This window comes from Fodinicola acaciae, from assembly GCF_010993745.1.
Classification (GTDB): Bacteria; Actinomycetota; Actinomycetes; order Mycobacteriales; family HKI-0501; genus Fodinicola; species Fodinicola acaciae.
The window spans coordinates 2,679,175-2,696,510 of record NZ_WOTN01000001.1; the positions used below are offsets into that span (position 1 = coordinate 2,679,175).

Genomic DNA, 17,336 nt, shown 5'->3' on the forward strand with positions numbered 1-17,336 from the left:
CGAACGCCGTTTCCTTCGGCGTGCCTGCTTTTTTGCCGAGTTTCGCTTCTGAGGCAAGGAAATCGAGTGCAGCAGCCGCTGTTCGCGGCCGGCGAGGTGTTCGTCCTGCGCGCGCCGGCCGTCATGCCGAAGCCGGTGGCCGATCCGGCCGACCGCGTCGGCGACTTTCTTCGCGAGGCCGCCGCCGACCGGATTTTCCTGGAGGCGCTGGCGATCTCCAGTCCGTCGACGGCGGCCGCCATCGCCGCGGACGATCCGCACCGGCGACGCCGGGTGGCGCTCACGACGAGCCGCTACCAACTCCGGATGCGGTCGCGCGCCACCCCCTTCGGCCTGTTGTCCGGCGTCGCCGCCGGCCGTCCCGGACCGACCTGCTCCGTAGTTTTCGGCTCGGCGCATGAGAAAGCCGCGCGGCCGAGCGGCGAGTGGGTCGCCGCGTACGCGGCAGGGTGCGCCGGCCGTCCGCAGGACTTTCCAGCCGCGACCGTACGCCTGCATCCGCTGTGCCGTCCGCGCGGCGACCGGTTGACGCTGCCGGACATCCGCGGCACCGGTGCGGAGTCCATCCGAGAGGCGTCCATCCGGCGTACGCCACCGGTGTGTGCCGTCGAGCAGCTGGCATCCGCGCGGATTTCGTTGGCAGATCTGGTCAACAGCCTCACAGAGCGATTCGCCGAGTTGCCCGTCGAGCGGCTGTGGCGGTTTGTCGGCGCATTGATATCGGCCGGATTCCTGGCCTGCGACCTGTGGCCGGAGCAGTCCGACAGCGCTCCGCTGGAGCATTTCGTCGCACATTGCGGCCCCGACAACGTGTTGCTCACCGAGGCGGTCGACGCACTTTCCGCGTATCGAAAGACGAAACTCGGCGACGGTCTGGAGCTGCGCGATCGCGCCGCGGCTGCTATGGGACGACTGACCGGCGAGGAGCCGGCCGGCATCCAGGTCGATCTCGGACTCGACGCGCGGCTGACGTTGCCGCCGGTCGTGCTCCAGGAAATAGAGGCCGCGACGACCGCGTTGTGGCGGCTGTCGCCGAGCCGGGAAGCCTTCACCGGCCTTTCCGACTATCATCAGGAATTCGTGGAACGCTACGGGATCGGCGCTGCCGTGCCGATTCTCGACGTCCTCGATCCGGTGGCCGGTCTTGGTGCGCCAGGCGGCTACCGGCGACCGGCCGGCCATCGCGAGGCGCCGGACCGGCGCGCGCCGAAGCGGCAGGGAATAGCGGACCTGGCCATGCTCGTACACGCCGGCGCGGACGAGATCGAGCTTTCCGCTTCACTGCTGGAAAAGCTGGACGCCGAGCCGGACGGCACGGTGTGGCCGTCGGCGGATGTCAGCTGCCAGTTGCTGGCCGCCAGCCCGGCCGCGGTGGACGCCGGCGACTTCCGTGTCAACGTCACACCGGTCGCCTGGCAGGCCGGCCAGATGTCCGGCCGATTCGCCGAGCTGACCGGCCTGACCGCGGATCTGGCCGCGATGCTGGAAAAACGGCTGACCGGCGGCAGGCCGGTGCAGCTGCAGTTCCAACCCGCCGATCCGCGGACCGGCAATGTCGGCCGGGTGCCGCGGCTGTTGCCCGCGCTGACCTCGATTTCCGGCCTCGGCGGCGATCTTTCCATCGGCGACATCGGCATCGCGGCTGATCTGGACGGCCTCTACGCGGTTTCGCTCGTCACCGGCGAGGAAATCGCGCCGACTCCGATGACGATGATCAACCTTGAAGGCCTCACGCCCAACCCGGTGCGGCTGCTCACCGAGCTGGCCTTTGGCCGGGCGCGGCGCGTGATGCCGTGGTCGTGGGGTCCGCTGGACGAGCTGCCGCGGCTTCCGCGCGTACGCTATGGCCGCGCGATCCTGATGCCGGCGCGCTGGCTGCCGGTCGGTCTGACCGGCGCGGACGCGCGGCGACCGGACTGGCCGCAGCGGCTGGCCAGCTGGCGCGAGCAACTGGAGGTGCCGGACAGAGTGCTGGTCGGCGATGTCGACCAGCGGCTCGGTCTCGATCTTTCCGATTCCTGGCACCGAGAACTATTGCGCACCGAGCTCGAACGCCGGCCAGAAGCGCTGGTGTCCGAGGACTTTTCCAGCGAGTACGGCTGGATCGCTGGTCGTCCGCACGAGATCATCGTGCCCGTCTTCGCGCGTAGGCAGCGCGAGCCGGTCACCGGCACGACCGGACCAACCCGGCCACCGGCGTACGCGCCAGGAGGAGATTGGCTCTACGCCAGGATTTCCACCGCACCGGACGCCATCGACGCCTTGCTGCCGGAGCTCGTACCACAGCTGCCACTGTCCGATGTGGACAGATGGTTTTTCATCCGCTACAACGATCCGCGGCCGCACCTGCGGCTCCGGTTTCACCGGCCGTCTGCGGAGTTGCTGCCAGCGCTGCACGACGCGGTCAGCAGAGCACGTGACCGCGGCCTGGCCGGCGGCCTGGAGCTTGGCACGTACGAGCCAGAGACAGCACGTTACGGCAGTGGCCAGGTGCTGGCAGCGGCAGAGCGCGTGTTCTGCGCTGACAGCCACGTCGTGTTCGAACAGCTCGGCCACAAGCGCGACCGCGAGGTCACAGCGGTGTTGCATTACCTCGACATCCTGTCGGCTTTCTGCCCTGACGGTTGGAAAGACTGGCTGGTGCACGCGATCGACCCGGCCGGCCGCAAGGAGCTGGATCGCAACCAGCGGCGCCAGGTCTTCCAGTCGCTGGATTCCCTCACGGGCGAGGCCATTTCACAACGCCGGCAGGCGCTGCGCGATTATGCGTCACTCCTGCGAGAAGCCGGCCAGCCGTCGTGGCAGGTGGTGGCGATGTCGTTGCTGCACATGCATTTCAATCGCGCCTATGGCATCGCGCCACCAACGGAGCGTCGCTCGCTTTCGTTGCTGCGTGAGGTCACACACGGCCTGCTCGTCCGCCGATGACCGACATCGTCGCCGAAGTCGCCGAGCGACTGGCCGACCCCGCCGCCGTCCGCCACCTCGCAGAGACAGCAGAGACGGCCGGCCGGTGGGACGATCTTTCGCTGGCCGCCGGGCATCCCGGCATCGCGGTCTTCTTTGCCGAGCTGGCCGCGACCGACGCACAATGGCGGCCGGCATTGCACGCCTGGCTCACCGCCTGCGCGCCACATGTCGCCGGCAGAGTGCCGCGCGGCCTTTACGAAGGACCGGCGGCGATGGCCTTCGCGACCCGGATGGCACACATCGCAACCGGTTCGTACGGCCGGTCGCTGGAACGGCTCGACACGCTGATGGCTCGCTCTTTCACCGTACGACTGCGATCCGAGTGGCCCGGCGAGGTGCGAGTCGGCGACTACGACGTGGTCAACGGCATCACCGGTGCGCTGCGCTATCTGTTGCTGGCCGGACAAACTGACGCGGTCGCCGAAGGAGTGACGGCGCTGGTCAGTCTCGCCGGACCGTACGACCGGCGGCCCGGCTGGTGGGTCGCCGAGGCGCCGGGCCGGCAGGATCCGGCCGGTTTTCCGGACGGTCACGCCAATCTCGGCCTGGCGCACGGCATCTCCGGACCGCTGGCCATGCTGGCGATGGCGGTCGAGGCCGGCATCGTCGTCGACGGCCAGGACGCCGCCATCGTACGAATCGTCGAGTGGCTGCTGGAAAACCTGCACGACGACCACTGGCCGCCGTTCATCCGCCGGCCGGCCGAACGGATCGACCGGCGAGAGCGAGCGAGCTGGTGTTACGGCACACCTGGCATCGCGCGCGCATTGTGGCTCGCCGGCCGGGCGCTCCGGCGTCCACAGTGGACGGTCGTGGCGGAGCGGGCCATCGACGCCGTCTGTGCGCTGCCGACCGGCCTGTCCGACCCGGGACTCTGCCACGGGTGGGCCGGCCTGGCGCACATCCTGTCGCTCTTTCCTGTCACCCAGGCGCGCGCGGCCGCCTACGAGCGCGCCATCGCCGAGATCGTCGCGAGGTTCGAGCCGGACACGGTCTTTGGCTTTCGCCACACCGGATACGCCGGCCAGCTCGACAACCCCGGCCTGCTCGACGGTGCCGCCGGCGCCGCGCTCGTCCTCCAGACGTACGCGACCGGCCAGCCGGCGACACCGTGGGACGCCGCCTTCATCCTCGGCTGACTCAGCGGCAGGCGGTGTCCGGGAGGCCGGCGACAGTCACCGGCGAGCGGCCGGGAGCGCCTGCCTTGCCAGCCAAAACCGCGGCAAGCGCGCGCATCGACGCGGGTGCGGTGCCATAGGTGGCGATCCGCGTCGGCGAGCTGGCCGAGGCCAGCAGATACGGCGCGTCAGTTGCGACCGTCACCGCCGCGGATCTCAGGTCGGCCTTCGTGTCGCCATAGCCGGTCAGGAAAATCCTGGTCCTGGCGGAGGACGAGGTCCTGATTCCCTGTGCGCCCAGAGCCGTACGCAGCGCGTCTCGCGTCTGCGACGAGCCACCGGTCACCGCGACCGGACCGCGTACCAGCGGACCGGAACACTGTCCCTTGTAGACGGTCACGGCCGCGGCGGCGGCCTTGTCCACGGTGGACTGGTGGTCAGCGGTGTCCACAGTGGACAGTGCTGGCTGTGGCGCCGTCGCCTCGCGCAGTTTCAGCGCGATGACACGAGCGACCGAAGCGTTCACCTGTGCTCGGGGCAGCCGGCCGGAGGTGATCGCGGCGAGCAGCGCCTGTTGGGCGACGCCAAGATTCTGCGGTGTCAACAACATGTCGTTGCCGGCCAGCACGGCCCGTACGGCCGCCTCACCTTCGCCGTATTTCCGTGTCACCGGCGGCATCGTCATCGAGTCGGTGATGACGACGCCCTTGAAACCGAGCTTGCCGCGCAACAGATCTGTCAGCACCTCGCGGCTCAACGTCGCCGGCGTGCCGGGGTCGATCGCCTCGGCGTCAAGGTGACCGGACATGACCATCGGCGCGCCGGCCGCTATGCCGGCCTGGAAGGGCGCGATGTCGTTGGCCAGCAACGACGCCTCGCTCTGGCGCAGGATCGGCAGGCCCTCGTGGCTGTCCACATTCGTGTGGCCGTGACCGGGGAAGTGCTTGAGCGTGGTCGCGATGCCGGCCGAGGCATAGCCGCGTACGGCCGCCGCCACCTGGTCACCGACGAGTTTCGGGTCGCTGCCGAAAGAACGCGAGCCGATGACGGTGTTGTCGGCCCCCTCGGTCACGTCGGCATCCGGCGCGAAGTCGGCGTTGAGGCCGAGCGCACGCAACTCCTGGCCAGAAACCGCGGCAGCGCTCTCGGTCAGCGCCGGCTGCCGCGCCGCGCCGAAGGCCATCTGCGCCGGCAGCAACGTGACGTCGTTGCGGATGCGCGTGACCGAGCCGTGCTCCTGGTCGGTGGCGATCAGCAGCGGTACGCCGGCCGGCAGCTTCCTCGCCGCCGTCTGCAGGCCGCCGGTCAGCCGGCGGATCTGCGCAGGCGAGCTGACGTTGGAGGTCGGGTTGGTGTCGGCGGTCGGGTCGTCGCTGGCCTGCCGCACCAGCATCAGGCCGCCGAGCCGGAACTTCGCGATCACCGCGGCCGGCGTCGCGACACCGTACTTCGCGGTGTTCTCGCTGGCCGCCGCCGCCGAGACGTTCGTCGCGTCCTGCCCGTACACGAACGGCACCAGCATCTGGCCGACCGCGTCGACGTCCGAGAGCTTCGCCGCGATCGCGGCCGCCTGCGCGTCGACATCCGGTGCCGTCGGACTCGCGCTGACGGTCGCGGCCGGCCGCGGCTTGGTCTGCGCGCATCCGGTCACAGTCAGCACGACGACGAGTAGCGCTGTCCAGATTTGTAACGATAGGCGCATCCCCCCAGTGTGGAACAGCCGCGCACCCCCACCGCCAGCGGCCCGCGACGACCACTGCGGACAGCAGATGCTCTGGCGTTGTTTCTTGCGTCCGGCGCTAGTAACTCGACATTCACACCATCCGCGAACTTCATAAGGCGGACATTTAGCGCTACAGGTCTCTTGTCATCCCATATAGCGGACCTTCCCGCCGCTTACCGGGACGACAGGGCACCTCAGCGGCGCCAGCCATGCGTCTCAGGTGAGGCCGGCGGCGGTCAGCGCGAGCCAGAACTGCACGCGGTCGGACGTGTGCGCGAGCGACCGGCCGGTGAGCTTTTCGATCTGCGCGATCCGATAGCGCACCGTGTTGCGATGCAGGATGAGCCGTTGCGCCACCACACCGACAGAGCCGTTGGCGTCCAGGTACGCGCGTAGGGTCGCGATCAACGCACCGTCGTGCGCGGCATCGAAGTCGACCAGTGGACGCAGCAGGTCGGTGGCGAGGTCACGCAGCGGTATGTCCTCGCTGGCCAGGATCAGGCCCGACAGGCTCATCGGCTCGCGCTCGTTGACGCCGAGGCCACGGCTGGCCGCCTCGCGTGCCTCGTAATAGCTCCATCGCAGGCCGCTCACGCCGGCATACCAGCCGCCGATGCCGATCCGGGCCTGGCCGCCGAGCTGCCGCACCTGCGTGTGCAGCAGGTGCGCGGCCTCGTGCGCCGGCTGACCGGCCGGCAACACCGCCACCAGGCTGTCGTCGACGACCGCGGTCACCACGTCCGGCAACGGCAGCGGACTGTACGTGAGCCGCCGGATCAACGAGCCGGTCGAGACCGGGATGGCGATGACCACCGCGTGACTGCCGGTGGCGTCGATGCCGCACGGCGTCAGCCGCCGCTCGGCGTCCGCGGCCGTGACGCTTCCGCGTACGACGTCGGCCAGCACCTGACCGGCCAGTTGCCGCTGGCCGGACAACACGGCCTGGCGACGCGCCAGCTCCAGGCCGACCAGCGACACCGCATACGGCAGCACGTCCGCGGACCGCCGCGGCCGGCGCGTACACAGGTAGGCGACGACGAAGTCCTCCACCTCGACCGGCAACACCCGCAGGCCTTCCGGCTGCACCGCCGAGCGGCTCAGCGAGCCCAGCTGCTCAACCGGCCAAGCGGCCTTCGACGGCGCCGACGCCAGTACGGTCCCCTGCTGGTCGGCGACCATCACCGGCGCGTCGACCATCTGCCGCAGCGCCGCCACCAGCGCACCGAGACCCTGGCCGCTGAGCAGCGCGCGAGCCAGGACGTCGTGCTGGTCCAGCAGCTCGCGGACCCGGCCGAAGTGCTCACCGAGGACCCAGTCGGCGACATAGCGGTCCACCGCGATGAACGGCGTCTCGTACGGGATGTCGAGCACGAGCATCCCGACCGCCTCAGCGGCCGCCAGCGTCCCGTCGGGCACGTCCGGGTGGCTCAGACCGGTGCCGAAGCCGAGCGCGGCGATGTCGCGCTCGGCCAGCCGGCGGACGAACTCGCGCTGGCTGCCGGGACCGCGCTGGCGCAGGCCGGTGGTCAGCACCAGCTCGCCGCCGGTGAGAAACGGACGCGGATCGGCCAGCTCGGTGACCGCGACCCAGCGCACCGGACGCAGCAGTTCGGCATCCGCGCCATTGACCAGCGTGATGCCGAGGCTCGGTGCCTCAAGCAGGTCGCGCACGGTCAGTGTCATGGCCGGTAACTGTACGGATGCACAAAGGATTTCGGCAATCGTGGTGCATGTGCACCTTTACCCTGAATGTCGGGATTCCCTACTCTCTCCGACACACACGGATTGCCGGAGGTGACGCTGTGCAGCAGGTGCCTGCCAGGATCGCCGGCCGTCCGGTGACCGCGGACCGCTGGCTGTCCGTACACAATCCGTACGACGGCACCGAGGTCGCGCGCGTGCCGGCGTTGGGGGCCGAGCACGTCGACCAGGCCGGCCGGGCCGCGGCCGCGCTGGTCGCCGCCGGTCCGCCGCTCGACGCTGAGGAACGTGCGGTCGTGCTGGAAAGCGCCGCCGCGCTGCTCACCGACCGCACCGGCGAGTTCGCCTACACGATCGTCGCCGAGGCAGGAAAACCAGCCGCTGCCGCGCGCCGCGAGGTCGATCAGGCAGCGCGCGCGTTGCGTACGGCCGCCGCCGAAGGACGCCACCTGGCCAGCGCCGTGCCGCCGCTGCCGAGCTCGGCGAGCGTACGGTTCACACTGCACGATCCGGTCGGTCCGGTCGCCGCGGTGACCGGCTATCAGCTGCCGCTGGCGCTGGCCGCGGCGCGCATCGGTCCAGCCGTCGCAGCCGGCTGTCCGGTGCTGCTCAAGCCGTCGGCGAAGGCGCCGGTGTCGGCCGTACGGCTGGTCGACCTGCTGGTCGAGGCCGGCCTGCCGGACGCGTGGGTGTCGGTGCTGACCGGCGACTCGTGCACAGGCGCGGCGCTGGTCAAACATCAGGCCGTACGGCTGGTCACCTTCGCCGGCGGCACCACGATCTCGGCCGCCGGCCGCGTGCTGCTCGACCACACGGCCGTCTGTCCGGTGATCGTGGAGCCCGACGCCGACCTGGCCGAGGCCACCGAGGCGATCACCGCCGGTGCGTTCGGCTTCGCCGGTCAGCTCTGGTCGGCCAGCCGGCGCGTCATCGTGCACCGGGACGTACAGCTCGACCTGGCCGACCGGCTGGCCAGCAGCGCGGCGGCGCTGGTCGTCGGCGACCCGGCCGATCCGGCCACCGACCTCGGGCCGGTGATCTCGACCGGCCACGCACAACGGCTCACTGAGCTGCTGCCCGACCTGGACGTACGGTCACGCCCGCCGGCTCCGGCGGTGCCGCTGATCGCGCCGCGGCTCACCGACCATGTCGTGGACGCGCCGGGGCCGGTGCTGAGCATCGAGCCATACGCCGACCTCGATGAGGCCTTCGCACTCGCCAGCGGCGGACGCGCCGCGATCTTCACGCGTGACGTACGCACCGCCGTGTGGGCCGCTCGTGCCCTGCCGGCGCGGTCGGTGCTGGTCAACGCCGTACCCGATGTCGGACCGCTGGCCAGCGACAGTCCACAGGCGCCGGCGGCGGCGCTGCACACCGACCGAAGAACCGTCCTGCTCGCCGGCTGAGCTGTGTCCTTTCTGGTTGCCGACCCCCGACGGAGCCCCGATGGCTGAGAAACAGACCGCACCGCTGGAAAAACCGGCCGCGACGCCGTCGATCAGCCTGCGCGCGCTGCGGAAGTCGTTCGACCGCACCGAAGCCGTCCGCGGCGTCGACCTGGACATCGCCGACGGCGAGTTCTTCTCGCTGCTGGGTCCGTCCGGCTCCGGGAAGACGACCGTGTTGCGGATGATCGCCGGCTTCGAGCTGCCGACCGCCGGCCAGATCCTGTTGGCCGGCAGGGACGTCAGCCAGACCGCGCCGTTCGACCGCGACGTCAACACGGTTTTCCAGGACTACGCACTGTTTCCGCACATGACCGTGCTGGCCAACATCGAGTACGGCCTGAAGGTCAAAGGCGTCCGCAGGCCGGAACGCCGCCGGCGTGCGTTGCAGGCATTGGAAAGCGTACGGCTGCCGGATGTCGGTGGTCGCAAACCGGCGCAGCTGTCCGGTGGTCAGCGCCAGCGGATCGCGCTGGCGCGTGCTTTGGTCAATCGGCCGAAAGTGCTGCTGCTGGACGAGCCGCTCGGCGCGCTCGACCTGAAGCTGCGGCAGGAAATGCAGATAGAGCTGAAAAAGATCCAGCGCGAGGTCGGCATCACCTTCGTTTTCGTGACGCACGACCAGGAGGAGGCGCTGACCATGAGCGACCGGATCGCCGTGCTGGCCGACGGCAGGATCGAGCAGGTCGGCACGCCGGTTGAGGTGTACGAGCATCCGGCGACCGACTTCGTGGCCGGTTTCGTGGGCACCGCCAACCTCACGACCGGCCAGGAATCCGTTGCCGTGCACGGATTCGACGGCACGGTCAGCCTGCGGCCCGAGCGTATCCGCATCGAGGACACGACCACCGCGGCCGCCGACGACGAACGCCGCGCGGACGGCATCGTCTCCGACATCGCTTATGTCGGCTCGCAAATCCGCTTCTCGGTCGAGCTCGACGCCGGCGTGACGATGACCGTACTCGTGCCGAACACCGCGATCCGGCGGCCGCCGGCGGCCGCCGAGCGCGTCCGGCTGGTCTGGAAGTCCGCGCACGCTCTGCGTGTCGGCGTCACCCAAGCAGCAGAGAAAGAGTCCGTTTCCACCGAGGGGGAATCATGAAAGGCCGGAAGATCGTCGCGATCGCGGCATGTGTTGGCCTGGCGGTGGCCGGCGCCGGTTGCGGGTCAGGCTCGACCAGCACCGGAAGTGGCGGCGCGCCACCGAAAGTCGCGATGCTGGACAAGCTCGGCACGCCGGAGGGCCAGGTCAACGTGATCGCCTGGGCCGGCTATGCCGAGGACGGCTCCACCGACCCGAAGGTCGACTGGGTCCATCCGTTCACCAAGGCCACCGGCTGCAAGGTCAACGTCAAGGTCGCCGGCACGTCCGACGAGATGGTGACGCTGATGAAGACCAACCAGTACGACGTGGTGTCGGCGTCCGGCGACGCGAGCCTGCGGCTGGTCTACAGCGGCACGGCCGCGCCGGTGAACACGAAGCTGGTGCCGAACTACGCGACGATCTTCCCGTTCCTGAAAAACCGCGCGTGGAACTCGGTCGACGGCCAGGCGTACGGCATCCCGCACGGCTGGGGCGCCAACCTGTTGCAGTACAACACCGACGTGGTCAAGCCGGCACCGACCTCGTGGGGTGTGGTGTTCCAGGCTTGGTCGCCGTACAAGGGAAAGATCACCGCATACGACTCGCCGATCTACATCGCCGACGCGGCGCTCTACCTGATGAAGACCAAGCCGGAGCTCGGCATCAAGAACCCGTACGCGCTGGACGACAAGCAGTTCCAGGCGGCGGTCGCGCTTTTGAAGCAACAGAAGGCAAACGTCGGCGAATACTGGTCTGACTACACGAAATCGGTGCAGTCCTTCGAATCCGGCGGCTCGGTGGTCGGCACCACCTGGCAGGTCATCAACAACCTGATCACCAGCGACAAGAAGGTCAAGGTCAACGCGATCCTGCCGGCGGAGGGCTCGACCGGCTGGTCGGACACCTGGATGGTGGCCGCGAAGGCGCCGCATCCGACCTGCTCGTACAAATGGCTGGACTGGATCGTCTCTCCGTCGGTGAACGCTCAGGTCGCCACCTACTTCGGCGAGGCCCCGGCACAGTCCAAGTCGTGCCAGGAAAAGGACATGACCGAGCAGTGCGCGACCTTCCACGCCGCGGACAAGCCGTACTCGGACAAGATCTGGTACTGGACCACGCCGACCGCCAAGTGCCTGGACGGCCGGACCGACGCGACCTGCACCGACTACACCAAGTGGACGCAGGCCTGGACCGAAATCAAGGGATAGCCCGATGACCGCCGCGCTTTCCCGGCTGCTGTATCGCAAACCGCTGGTCCGGCTCGGATCCCTGCTGTCGCTGCCATTGCTGTGGCTGGTGGTCGCCTACCTCGGCTCGCTGGCCGCGATGTTCCTGACCGCCTTCTGGACGGTGGACTCCTTCACCGGCAACCTGGTCCCCGGCTTCTCGCTGGGAAACTTCGCCGGCCTGGTGTCCGATGCCATCTATCGTACGGTCGCGGCGCGCAGCCTCGGAGTCGCCGTGCTGGTGACCATGATCGACGCGGTCATCGCGCTGCCGTTGGCTTTCTTCATGGCAAAAGTGGCGTCGCCGCGGGCGCAGCGGTTTCTGGTGGCGGCGGTGCTGACGCCGTTGTGGGCCAGCTATCTGGTGAAAGCGTACGCGTGGCGGGTCATGCTCGGCGGTTCCGGTGTTTTCGACTGGATGATCGGTGGTGGCGGCCAGTCCTACTATGGCCTCAGCGCCACCACCATCACGTTGGCGTACCTGTGGCTGCCGTACATGATCCTGCCGGTCTACGCCGGCCTGGAAAGGATCCCGGACTCGCTGCTGGAGGCTTCCAGCGACCTCGGTGCGAGCGCCTGGCGCACCTTCCGGTCGGTCGTGCTGCCGCTGCTGTTTCCGGCCGTCGTCGCCGGCTCGATCTTCACGTTTTCGTTGACGCTAGGCGACTACATCACGGTGAAGATCGTCGGCGGCAAGTCGCAGCTGTTCGCGAACATCATCTATGACAACGTGGTGACCGCGGACAACCTGCCGTTCGCGGCCGCCGCCGGCCTCTTTCCGGTCGTCGTCATGTTGGTCTATCTCGCCGCCGTCCGGCGGTCCGGCGCATTGGACAACCTCTGATGATCCTGTCCCGACGCGCGCGCGTCCTGCTGTATGTGGCGATGGTCGTCGGCCTCGCGGTGATTTACCTGCCGTTGCTGGTCGTCGTGGTCAACTCCTTCAACTCGTCGCGTACTTTTGGCTGGCCACCGACCGGATTCACGCTGGAGTGGTGGGGCCGTACGATCGGCAACGCCGGCATGTTGCAGGCGTTGCTCACCAGCGTCGAGGCCGGCATCGGCGCGACCGTCGTGGCGTTGGTCCTCGGCACGATGGCCGCTTTCGCCGTACAACGCTATCGATTTTTCGGCCGCGACACGATCTCGCTGCTGGTCGTGTTGCCGCTGGCATTGCCCGGCGTGGTCACCGGCATCGCGCTGAACAACGCTTTTCGCGCTGCGCTGGAGCCTTTCGGTATTTCGCTCGGATTGTTCACGGTTGTCGTCGGCCACGCCACCTTCTGCATCGTCATCGTCTACAACAACGTGCTGGCGCGGCTGCGGCGGCTTGGTGGATCGCTGGAGGAGGCGTCGATGGACCTCGGCGCCAACGTCTTCCAGACCTTCCGCTATGTGACTTTTCCGTTGATCCGTACGGCATTGCTGTCCGGCGGCCTGCTCGCCTTCGCGTTGTCGTTCGACGAGATCATCGTGACGACGTTCACCGCGGGACCGGGTGTGACGACGTTGCCGATCTGGATTTTCTCCAACCTTTTCCGGCCCAACCAGGCACCGGTGGTCAACGTGGTCGCGGCCGCGCTCGTGCTGTTGTCGGTGCTGCCGGTGTGGTTGGCTACCCGAGTCGGCGGCGAGAGCGCCGGCGGACGTCTGTGACAGGAAGGAAGCCCTCTTGAGCGAGCTGCGTAACTTCGTCAACGGCGAGTATGTCGAGGCGGCGTCCGGAAAACGCGCGGACGTGATCGACCCGTCCACCGGTGAGGCGTACGCGTCGGCTCCGCTGTCGGACGGCGAGGACGTCGACCGCGCCATGAAAGCGGCCGACAAGGCCTTCCAGACCTGGGGTGACACGACACCGGCCGAGCGGCAGCTGGCGATGCTGAAACTGGCCGACGCCATCGAAAAACGCGCTGGCGACTTCGTCGACACCGAGGTGCGCAACACCGGCAAGCCGCGCGCTTTGACGCTGGAGGAGGAAATGCCGCCGGCGATCGACGCGATCCGGTTTTTCGCCGGTGCGGCACGGGTGCTGGAGGGGCGCGCGGCCGGTGAGTACATGGCCGGTCACACGTCGTTCATCCGGCGCGAGCCGATCGGTGTCGTCGCGCAGGTGACGCCGTGGAACTACCCGTTGATGATGGCGATCTGGAAGATCGGCCCGGCGCTGGCGGCCGGCAACACGATCGTGCTGAAGCCGTCGGACACGACCCCCGCCAGCACGCTGCTGCTCGCCGAGGTCGCGTCGGAGTTCCTGCCGCCCGGCGTACTCAACGTCATCACCGGCGACCGCGACACCGGCCGCGCGCTGGTCTCGCATCCGACTCCGCAGCTCGTCGCGATCACCGGGTCCGTACGGGCCGGCATCGAGGTCGCCACGGAGGCGGCGAAGGACCTCAAGCGCGCGCATCTGGAGCTCGGCGGCAAGGCGCCGGTGGTCGTCTTCGACGACGCCGACCTGGATGCCGCCGCCGAAGGCATCGCCACCGCCGGCTATTTCAACGCCGGCCAGGACTGCACGGCCGCGACGCGCGTACTCGCCGGACCCGGCGTACACGACGATTTCGTCGCCGCGCTCGCCGAACAGGCCCGGTCGACGCGTACCGGTCCACCGAGCGACGAGGAGGTGCTCTATGGGCCATTGAACAACGCCAATCAGCTCTCGCGCGTGTCCGGTTTCGTCGACGGTCTGCCGGACCATGCCGAGGTGATGGCCGGCGGCCACCGGGTCGGCACGACCGGCTATTTCTACGAGCCGACCGTGCTGTCCGGCCTGCGGCAGGACGACGAGGCGATCCAGCAGGAGATCTTCGGGCCGGTCATCACCGTGCAGCGGTTCACCGACGAGGACGAGGCCGTACGCTGGGCCAACGGCGTCGAGTACGGGCTCGCGTCGAGTGTGTGGACGCGCGACCACGGGCGTGCGATGCGGATGGCGAAGCGGCTCGCCTTCGGCTGCGTGTGGATCAACACGCACATTCCGCTGGTCAACGAGATGCCACACGGCGGCTTCCGACACTCCGGCTATGGCAAGGACCTGTCGATGTACGCCTTGGAGGACTACACGCGGATCAAGCACGTAATGAGCGCGATCTCCTGACCCGCCGGCGGCCCCCGACTGTCGGTGGCCGCTGGAAGAATCGGCGTCGGGGGCCTCGGGCTTGGCCCGAGTGCCGCCAGAAACGCGGCGCCCGCCGAACGCCACCAAAACCCCGTCGCTCACCGAGCGACGCCAAAATCCCGTCGCTCACCGAGCGACGCCAAAAACACCCCAACAAACGGCCGCCAACGCACAAAACGCGACACTCACCGACCGCCACCCAAAACCCGTCACTCACCCAGCGCCACCCAAAACCCGGCGCTCACCCAGCGACGCCAAAACACCCCAACAAACGACCGCCAACGCACAAAACGCGGCAGTGAGCGAGTGCCACCAGAAACGCGGCAGTCAGCGAACGCCATCAATAAGGCGGCAGTCGGCGAGCGCCACCGGAATGACGGCGCTCGCCAGGCGGCGGGCCCAGCCGCTGTACGACCAGCCGCGCAACTCGCTCCGCGAGGGTGACAACCGCGCCGGACCGGCGAGTTACCGGCGCGACCGTCACCCTCGCGGCGTATCAGGAGACGCTCTGCGTCAGCCAGGTCACCGGCGCGCCGTCGCCGGCGTGCCGGTATGGCTCCAGGTCGAGGTCCCAGTCGGTGCCGAGCAGCTTCTCCAGGCCGTGCGCGAGCGCGTCCGAGTTGGTGGCGGTGGCCAGCAGCGCGCGCAGCCGATCCTCCCCCACCAGGATGTCGCCGGTCGCGCTCATCGTCGACCGGAAGACCCCGCGCCCCGGCACGTACGCGATCCGCTCGCCGTCGACGCCGGGGGTCGCCTCCTCGGTGACCTCGAAGCGGATCATCGGCCATTGCCGCAGCGCGGTCGCCAGCATGCCGGCGGTGCCGGTGCGCGCGCTCCACTGGCACTCGGCTCGCTGTGTGCTGGGGTCCGCTGGTTGCGCGGTCCACTCCAGGCGCACAGGCACGCCAAGGACACGCGAAATCGCCCACTCGACGTGCGGGCACACAGCCGACGGCGACGAGTGGACGTACAACACGCCACGTGCAGGCACGGTGACCTCCCGGTTGGTCGAGATGCGCCTTCCCCTGCGACCCTCGTCCACCCGCGGCCAGATGCCTGTGAGGCGAATGGTACGGCAGTGCCGTCTGTTATGTGAAGCTCAGGTCGCGTTTTGCGCGCGGAGGCGGTTTCCCATGAGGAGCGCGTCGACCAGCAGGAGCGCGCCGATCACCGCGACGAGCGCGCCAAGGCGGTGCAGACCGCCGTCGGTGGCCGGTCCGGCGAAGACCAGTGCGATCGCGGCGGCGGCGAAGTTGGCGCCGACGTACTGGGACGTACGGAACAGGCCGGCCGCCGCGCCGGTCGCGTCGGCAGGTGCGGCGCTGTAGACGGACAGCTGGTTGCCGAGGCTGTTGAACCCGTTCGGCAACCCAAGCACCGCGCTGATCAGGAACAACACCACCAACGGCGTGGCGGAGTGTACGGCGAGGGCCAGCGCGGCGCCGCCGATCGCGAGCGCCAGAGACCCGATCGCCAGCAACGGCCGAGGCCCGCGCCACCTGGCGAGCCGTGTGGCGGCCACGATCGTCAGCGCACCGAGCGCGGCGATCGGCAGTACGACGAGGCCGACCAGGTCAGGTGGCAGGTGCCGGGCCTGCTCAAGCCAGCCTGGCACGCCATAGAAGATCGCATAGAAGGCTGTGTAGGTGAGCATGGTCCGCGCGTACGTCAGCGACAGCGCCCGGCTGCGGACGAGCAGGCGCACGTCCACGAACGGACTGGCCGCGCGCAGCTCCCACCACACGAAGCCGGCGAGCAGCGGCAGCGCCACCGCGACCAGCCACCACTCCGGCCGGTCGGCCAGCGACAACAGGAGCAGCATGACCGTGGTCATGCCGGCGCTGAACACCAGGAGCCCCGGCAGGTCGACGACGCGCATGACCTGGCGCCAGCCACGCCGCTCCAGCGGTGGATCGGCGGGCACGAGCCGCAGGACGCAGAGCGCCGCGGCGATCGTCATCGGCACGTTGACGAAGAAGATCGACTGCCAGCCGAAGCCGCCGACCAGGAAGCCGCCGAGGCTCGGCCCCAGCGCCGCCGAGGTCTGCGCGAAGATCGACAGGATGCCGAGCGCGCCGACCGCCGACGCCTTTCGCCGGTCGGCGATCCGCCGGATCATCGCCACCCCGGACGGAAACTGCGCGCCGGTGCCGATCCCGAGCAGGATCCGCGCGGCGACCAGCCAGCCGAGCGTCGGCGCGAACCGTGCCAGCAGCGATACGGCGAAGACCAGCGCCAGACCGGCGAGAAACACGCGGCGCGCGCCGAACAGATCGGCCAGCCGGCCGGCGGTCGGCGCCGACACCGCGGTCGCCAGGTAGAGCGCGGAGACCAGCCACTGCGTCTGCGTACCAGCGTGAAAAGCCGCACCGATCTGCACGAGCGCGACCGCGATCATCGACGAGTTGAGCGGCTGCAGCAGCGTGCCGAGGCCGACCGCGGCGCTGAACCGTATCGGCAGGCCCCGGCGCTGGTCGGTGGTCGCGGCCTGGGTCACCTGGCCGCCTCGGCGAGCTTGTCCAGCAGGCCGGCGGCGAGCCGCAGCAGCTCCCGCTCGGTCGGCGTCAGCTCGGTCGCCATCGCGGTCGCCAGGAACGTGTCGCGCCGCCGCCGGTCCTCCTCCAGCAGCTGCCGGCCGCGCTCATTGACTGCCAGCAGGACCTGCCGCCGGTCGGTCGGGTCTTCAGCTCTGCTGATCAATCCTTCGGCGACCAGCTCGGCCGTCGTACGCGCCATCGTCTGCGGCGTGACCCGCTCCACCGCGGCCAGCCGGGTGTTGGTCATCGGACCGTCGCGATCCAGCCAGCCGAGCACGGCGAGCTGCGGATATGGCGGTACGAGCGCGGTCTTTTCCTGACGCAGCCGGCGGACCAGCCGCATCATGCTCAAGCGCAGCTCGTGTGCGGTGTCAGCCAGCTGCCGGTCGGATCGCATGTCTTCAGTTTAGCTGA

Annotated in this window: 13 protein-coding genes; 8 read left to right on the plus strand and 5 right to left on the minus strand. The window is 69.0% G+C overall.

All coding sequences use genetic code 11. The features are described from left to right. Positions 1-66 precede the first annotated feature (66 nt). Entirely contained in the window at positions 67-2,928 is a 2,862-nt protein-coding gene (locus tag GNX95_RS12535; RefSeq protein ID WP_163507265.1) for a lantibiotic dehydratase, read from the plus strand. Then, on the plus strand, positions 2,925-4,109 hold the full coding sequence (locus tag GNX95_RS12540; protein ID WP_163507266.1) for a lanthionine synthetase C family protein: 1,185 nt from the start codon (positions 2,925-2,927) through the stop codon (positions 4,107-4,109). Before GNX95_RS12535 ends, GNX95_RS12540 begins: the two co-directional genes overlap by 4 nt. A gap of 1 nt (position 4,110) precedes the next feature. Here the strand turns inward: GNX95_RS12540 and GNX95_RS12545 are convergent, their stop codons facing one another. Together GNX95_RS12545 and GNX95_RS12550 are read right to left on the minus strand one after the other, a co-directional pair. Further along, a complete protein-coding gene (locus GNX95_RS12545) occupies positions 4,111-5,748 on the minus strand; it encodes a glycoside hydrolase family 3 protein (protein ID WP_222853538.1) in 1,638 nt (545 codons plus the stop codon). 279 nt (positions 5,749-6,027) lie between these two features. Continuing rightward, complete coding sequence (locus tag GNX95_RS12550; protein ID WP_163507268.1) at positions 6,028-7,494, minus strand: PucR family transcriptional regulator; 1,467 nt, start codon at positions 7,492-7,494, stop codon at positions 6,028-6,030. Between the two features lie 119 nt (positions 7,495-7,613). Between GNX95_RS12550 and GNX95_RS12555 the strand changes: the two genes are divergently transcribed. The 6 genes from GNX95_RS12555 to GNX95_RS12580 are packed head-to-tail and all read left to right on the plus strand — an operon-like array spanning position 7,614 to position 14,364. Then, positions 7,614-8,918: an aldehyde dehydrogenase family protein gene (locus GNX95_RS12555; protein WP_163507269.1), complete on the plus strand. Its 1,305-nt coding sequence runs from the start codon at positions 7,614-7,616 to the stop codon at positions 8,916-8,918. Between the two features lie 40 nt (positions 8,919-8,958). Further along, positions 8,959-10,059: an ABC transporter ATP-binding protein gene (locus GNX95_RS12560; protein ID WP_163507270.1), complete on the plus strand. Its 1,101-nt coding sequence runs from the start codon at positions 8,959-8,961 to the stop codon at positions 10,057-10,059. Then, positions 10,056-11,249, plus strand: coding sequence for an ABC transporter substrate-binding protein (locus tag GNX95_RS12565; RefSeq protein WP_163507271.1), 1,194 nt, complete (start codon positions 10,056-10,058; stop codon positions 11,247-11,249). Before GNX95_RS12560 ends, GNX95_RS12565 begins: the two co-directional genes overlap by 4 nt. Positions 11,250-11,253: 4 nt before the next feature. Then, entirely contained in the window at positions 11,254-12,111 is an 858-nt protein-coding gene (locus GNX95_RS12570; RefSeq protein WP_163507272.1) for an ABC transporter permease, read from the plus strand. Further along, positions 12,111-12,923 (plus strand): ABC transporter permease, encoded by an 813-nt coding sequence (locus GNX95_RS12575; RefSeq protein WP_163507273.1) that lies wholly within the window; start codon positions 12,111-12,113, stop codon positions 12,921-12,923. The genes GNX95_RS12570 and GNX95_RS12575 overlap by 1 nt, the downstream gene beginning before the upstream one ends. Before the next feature lie 16 nt (positions 12,924-12,939). Continuing rightward, the gene (locus tag GNX95_RS12580; protein WP_163507274.1) at positions 12,940-14,364 is read left to right on the plus strand and encodes a gamma-aminobutyraldehyde dehydrogenase; all 1,425 of its coding nucleotides are present in this window, start codon (positions 12,940-12,942) and stop codon (positions 14,362-14,364) included. Between the two features lie 517 nt (positions 14,365-14,881). Here the strand turns inward: GNX95_RS12580 and GNX95_RS12585 are convergent. The 3 genes from GNX95_RS12585 to GNX95_RS12595 all read right to left on the minus strand — a co-directional run bounded on the left by GNX95_RS12585 (position 14,882) and on the right by GNX95_RS12595 (position 17,319). Then, positions 14,882-15,376: a DUF3145 domain-containing protein gene (locus GNX95_RS12585; protein WP_163507275.1), complete on the minus strand. Its 495-nt coding sequence runs from the start codon at positions 15,374-15,376 to the stop codon at positions 14,882-14,884. A gap of 108 nt (positions 15,377-15,484) precedes the next feature. Further along, on the minus strand, positions 15,485-16,882 hold the full coding sequence (locus GNX95_RS12590) for an MFS transporter (protein WP_163507276.1): 1,398 nt from the start codon (positions 16,880-16,882) through the stop codon (positions 15,485-15,487). Continuing rightward, a complete protein-coding gene (locus GNX95_RS12595; protein WP_163507277.1) occupies positions 16,879-17,319 on the minus strand; it encodes a MarR family winged helix-turn-helix transcriptional regulator in 441 nt (146 codons plus the stop codon). The genes GNX95_RS12590 and GNX95_RS12595 overlap by 4 nt, the downstream gene beginning before the upstream one ends. Positions 17,320-17,336: the final 17 nt, after the last annotated feature.

What these genes read in the sequence shown, in the direction of transcription:
- GNX95_RS12540 (WP_163507266.1), top strand. Translation starts at nt 2,925, where the DNA reads ATGACCGACATCGTCGCCGAAGTCGCCGAGCGACTGGCCGACCCCGCC.
- GNX95_RS12550 (WP_163507268.1), bottom strand. Translation starts at nt 7,494, where the DNA reads ATGACACTGACCGTGCGCGACCTGCTTGAGGCACCGAGCCTCGGCATC.
- GNX95_RS12560 (WP_163507270.1), top strand. Translation starts at nt 8,959, where the DNA reads ATGGCTGAGAAACAGACCGCACCGCTGGAAAAACCGGCCGCGACGCCG.
- GNX95_RS12565 (WP_163507271.1), top strand. Translation starts at nt 10,056, where the DNA reads ATGAAAGGCCGGAAGATCGTCGCGATCGCGGCATGTGTTGGCCTGGCG.
- GNX95_RS12570 (WP_163507272.1), top strand. Translation starts at nt 11,254, where the DNA reads ATGACCGCCGCGCTTTCCCGGCTGCTGTATCGCAAACCGCTGGTCCGG.
- GNX95_RS12575 (WP_163507273.1), top strand. Translation starts at nt 12,111, where the DNA reads ATGATCCTGTCCCGACGCGCGCGCGTCCTGCTGTATGTGGCGATGGTC.
- GNX95_RS12595 (WP_163507277.1), bottom strand. Translation starts at nt 17,319, where the DNA reads ATGCGATCCGACCGGCAGCTGGCTGACACCGCACACGAGCTGCGCTTG.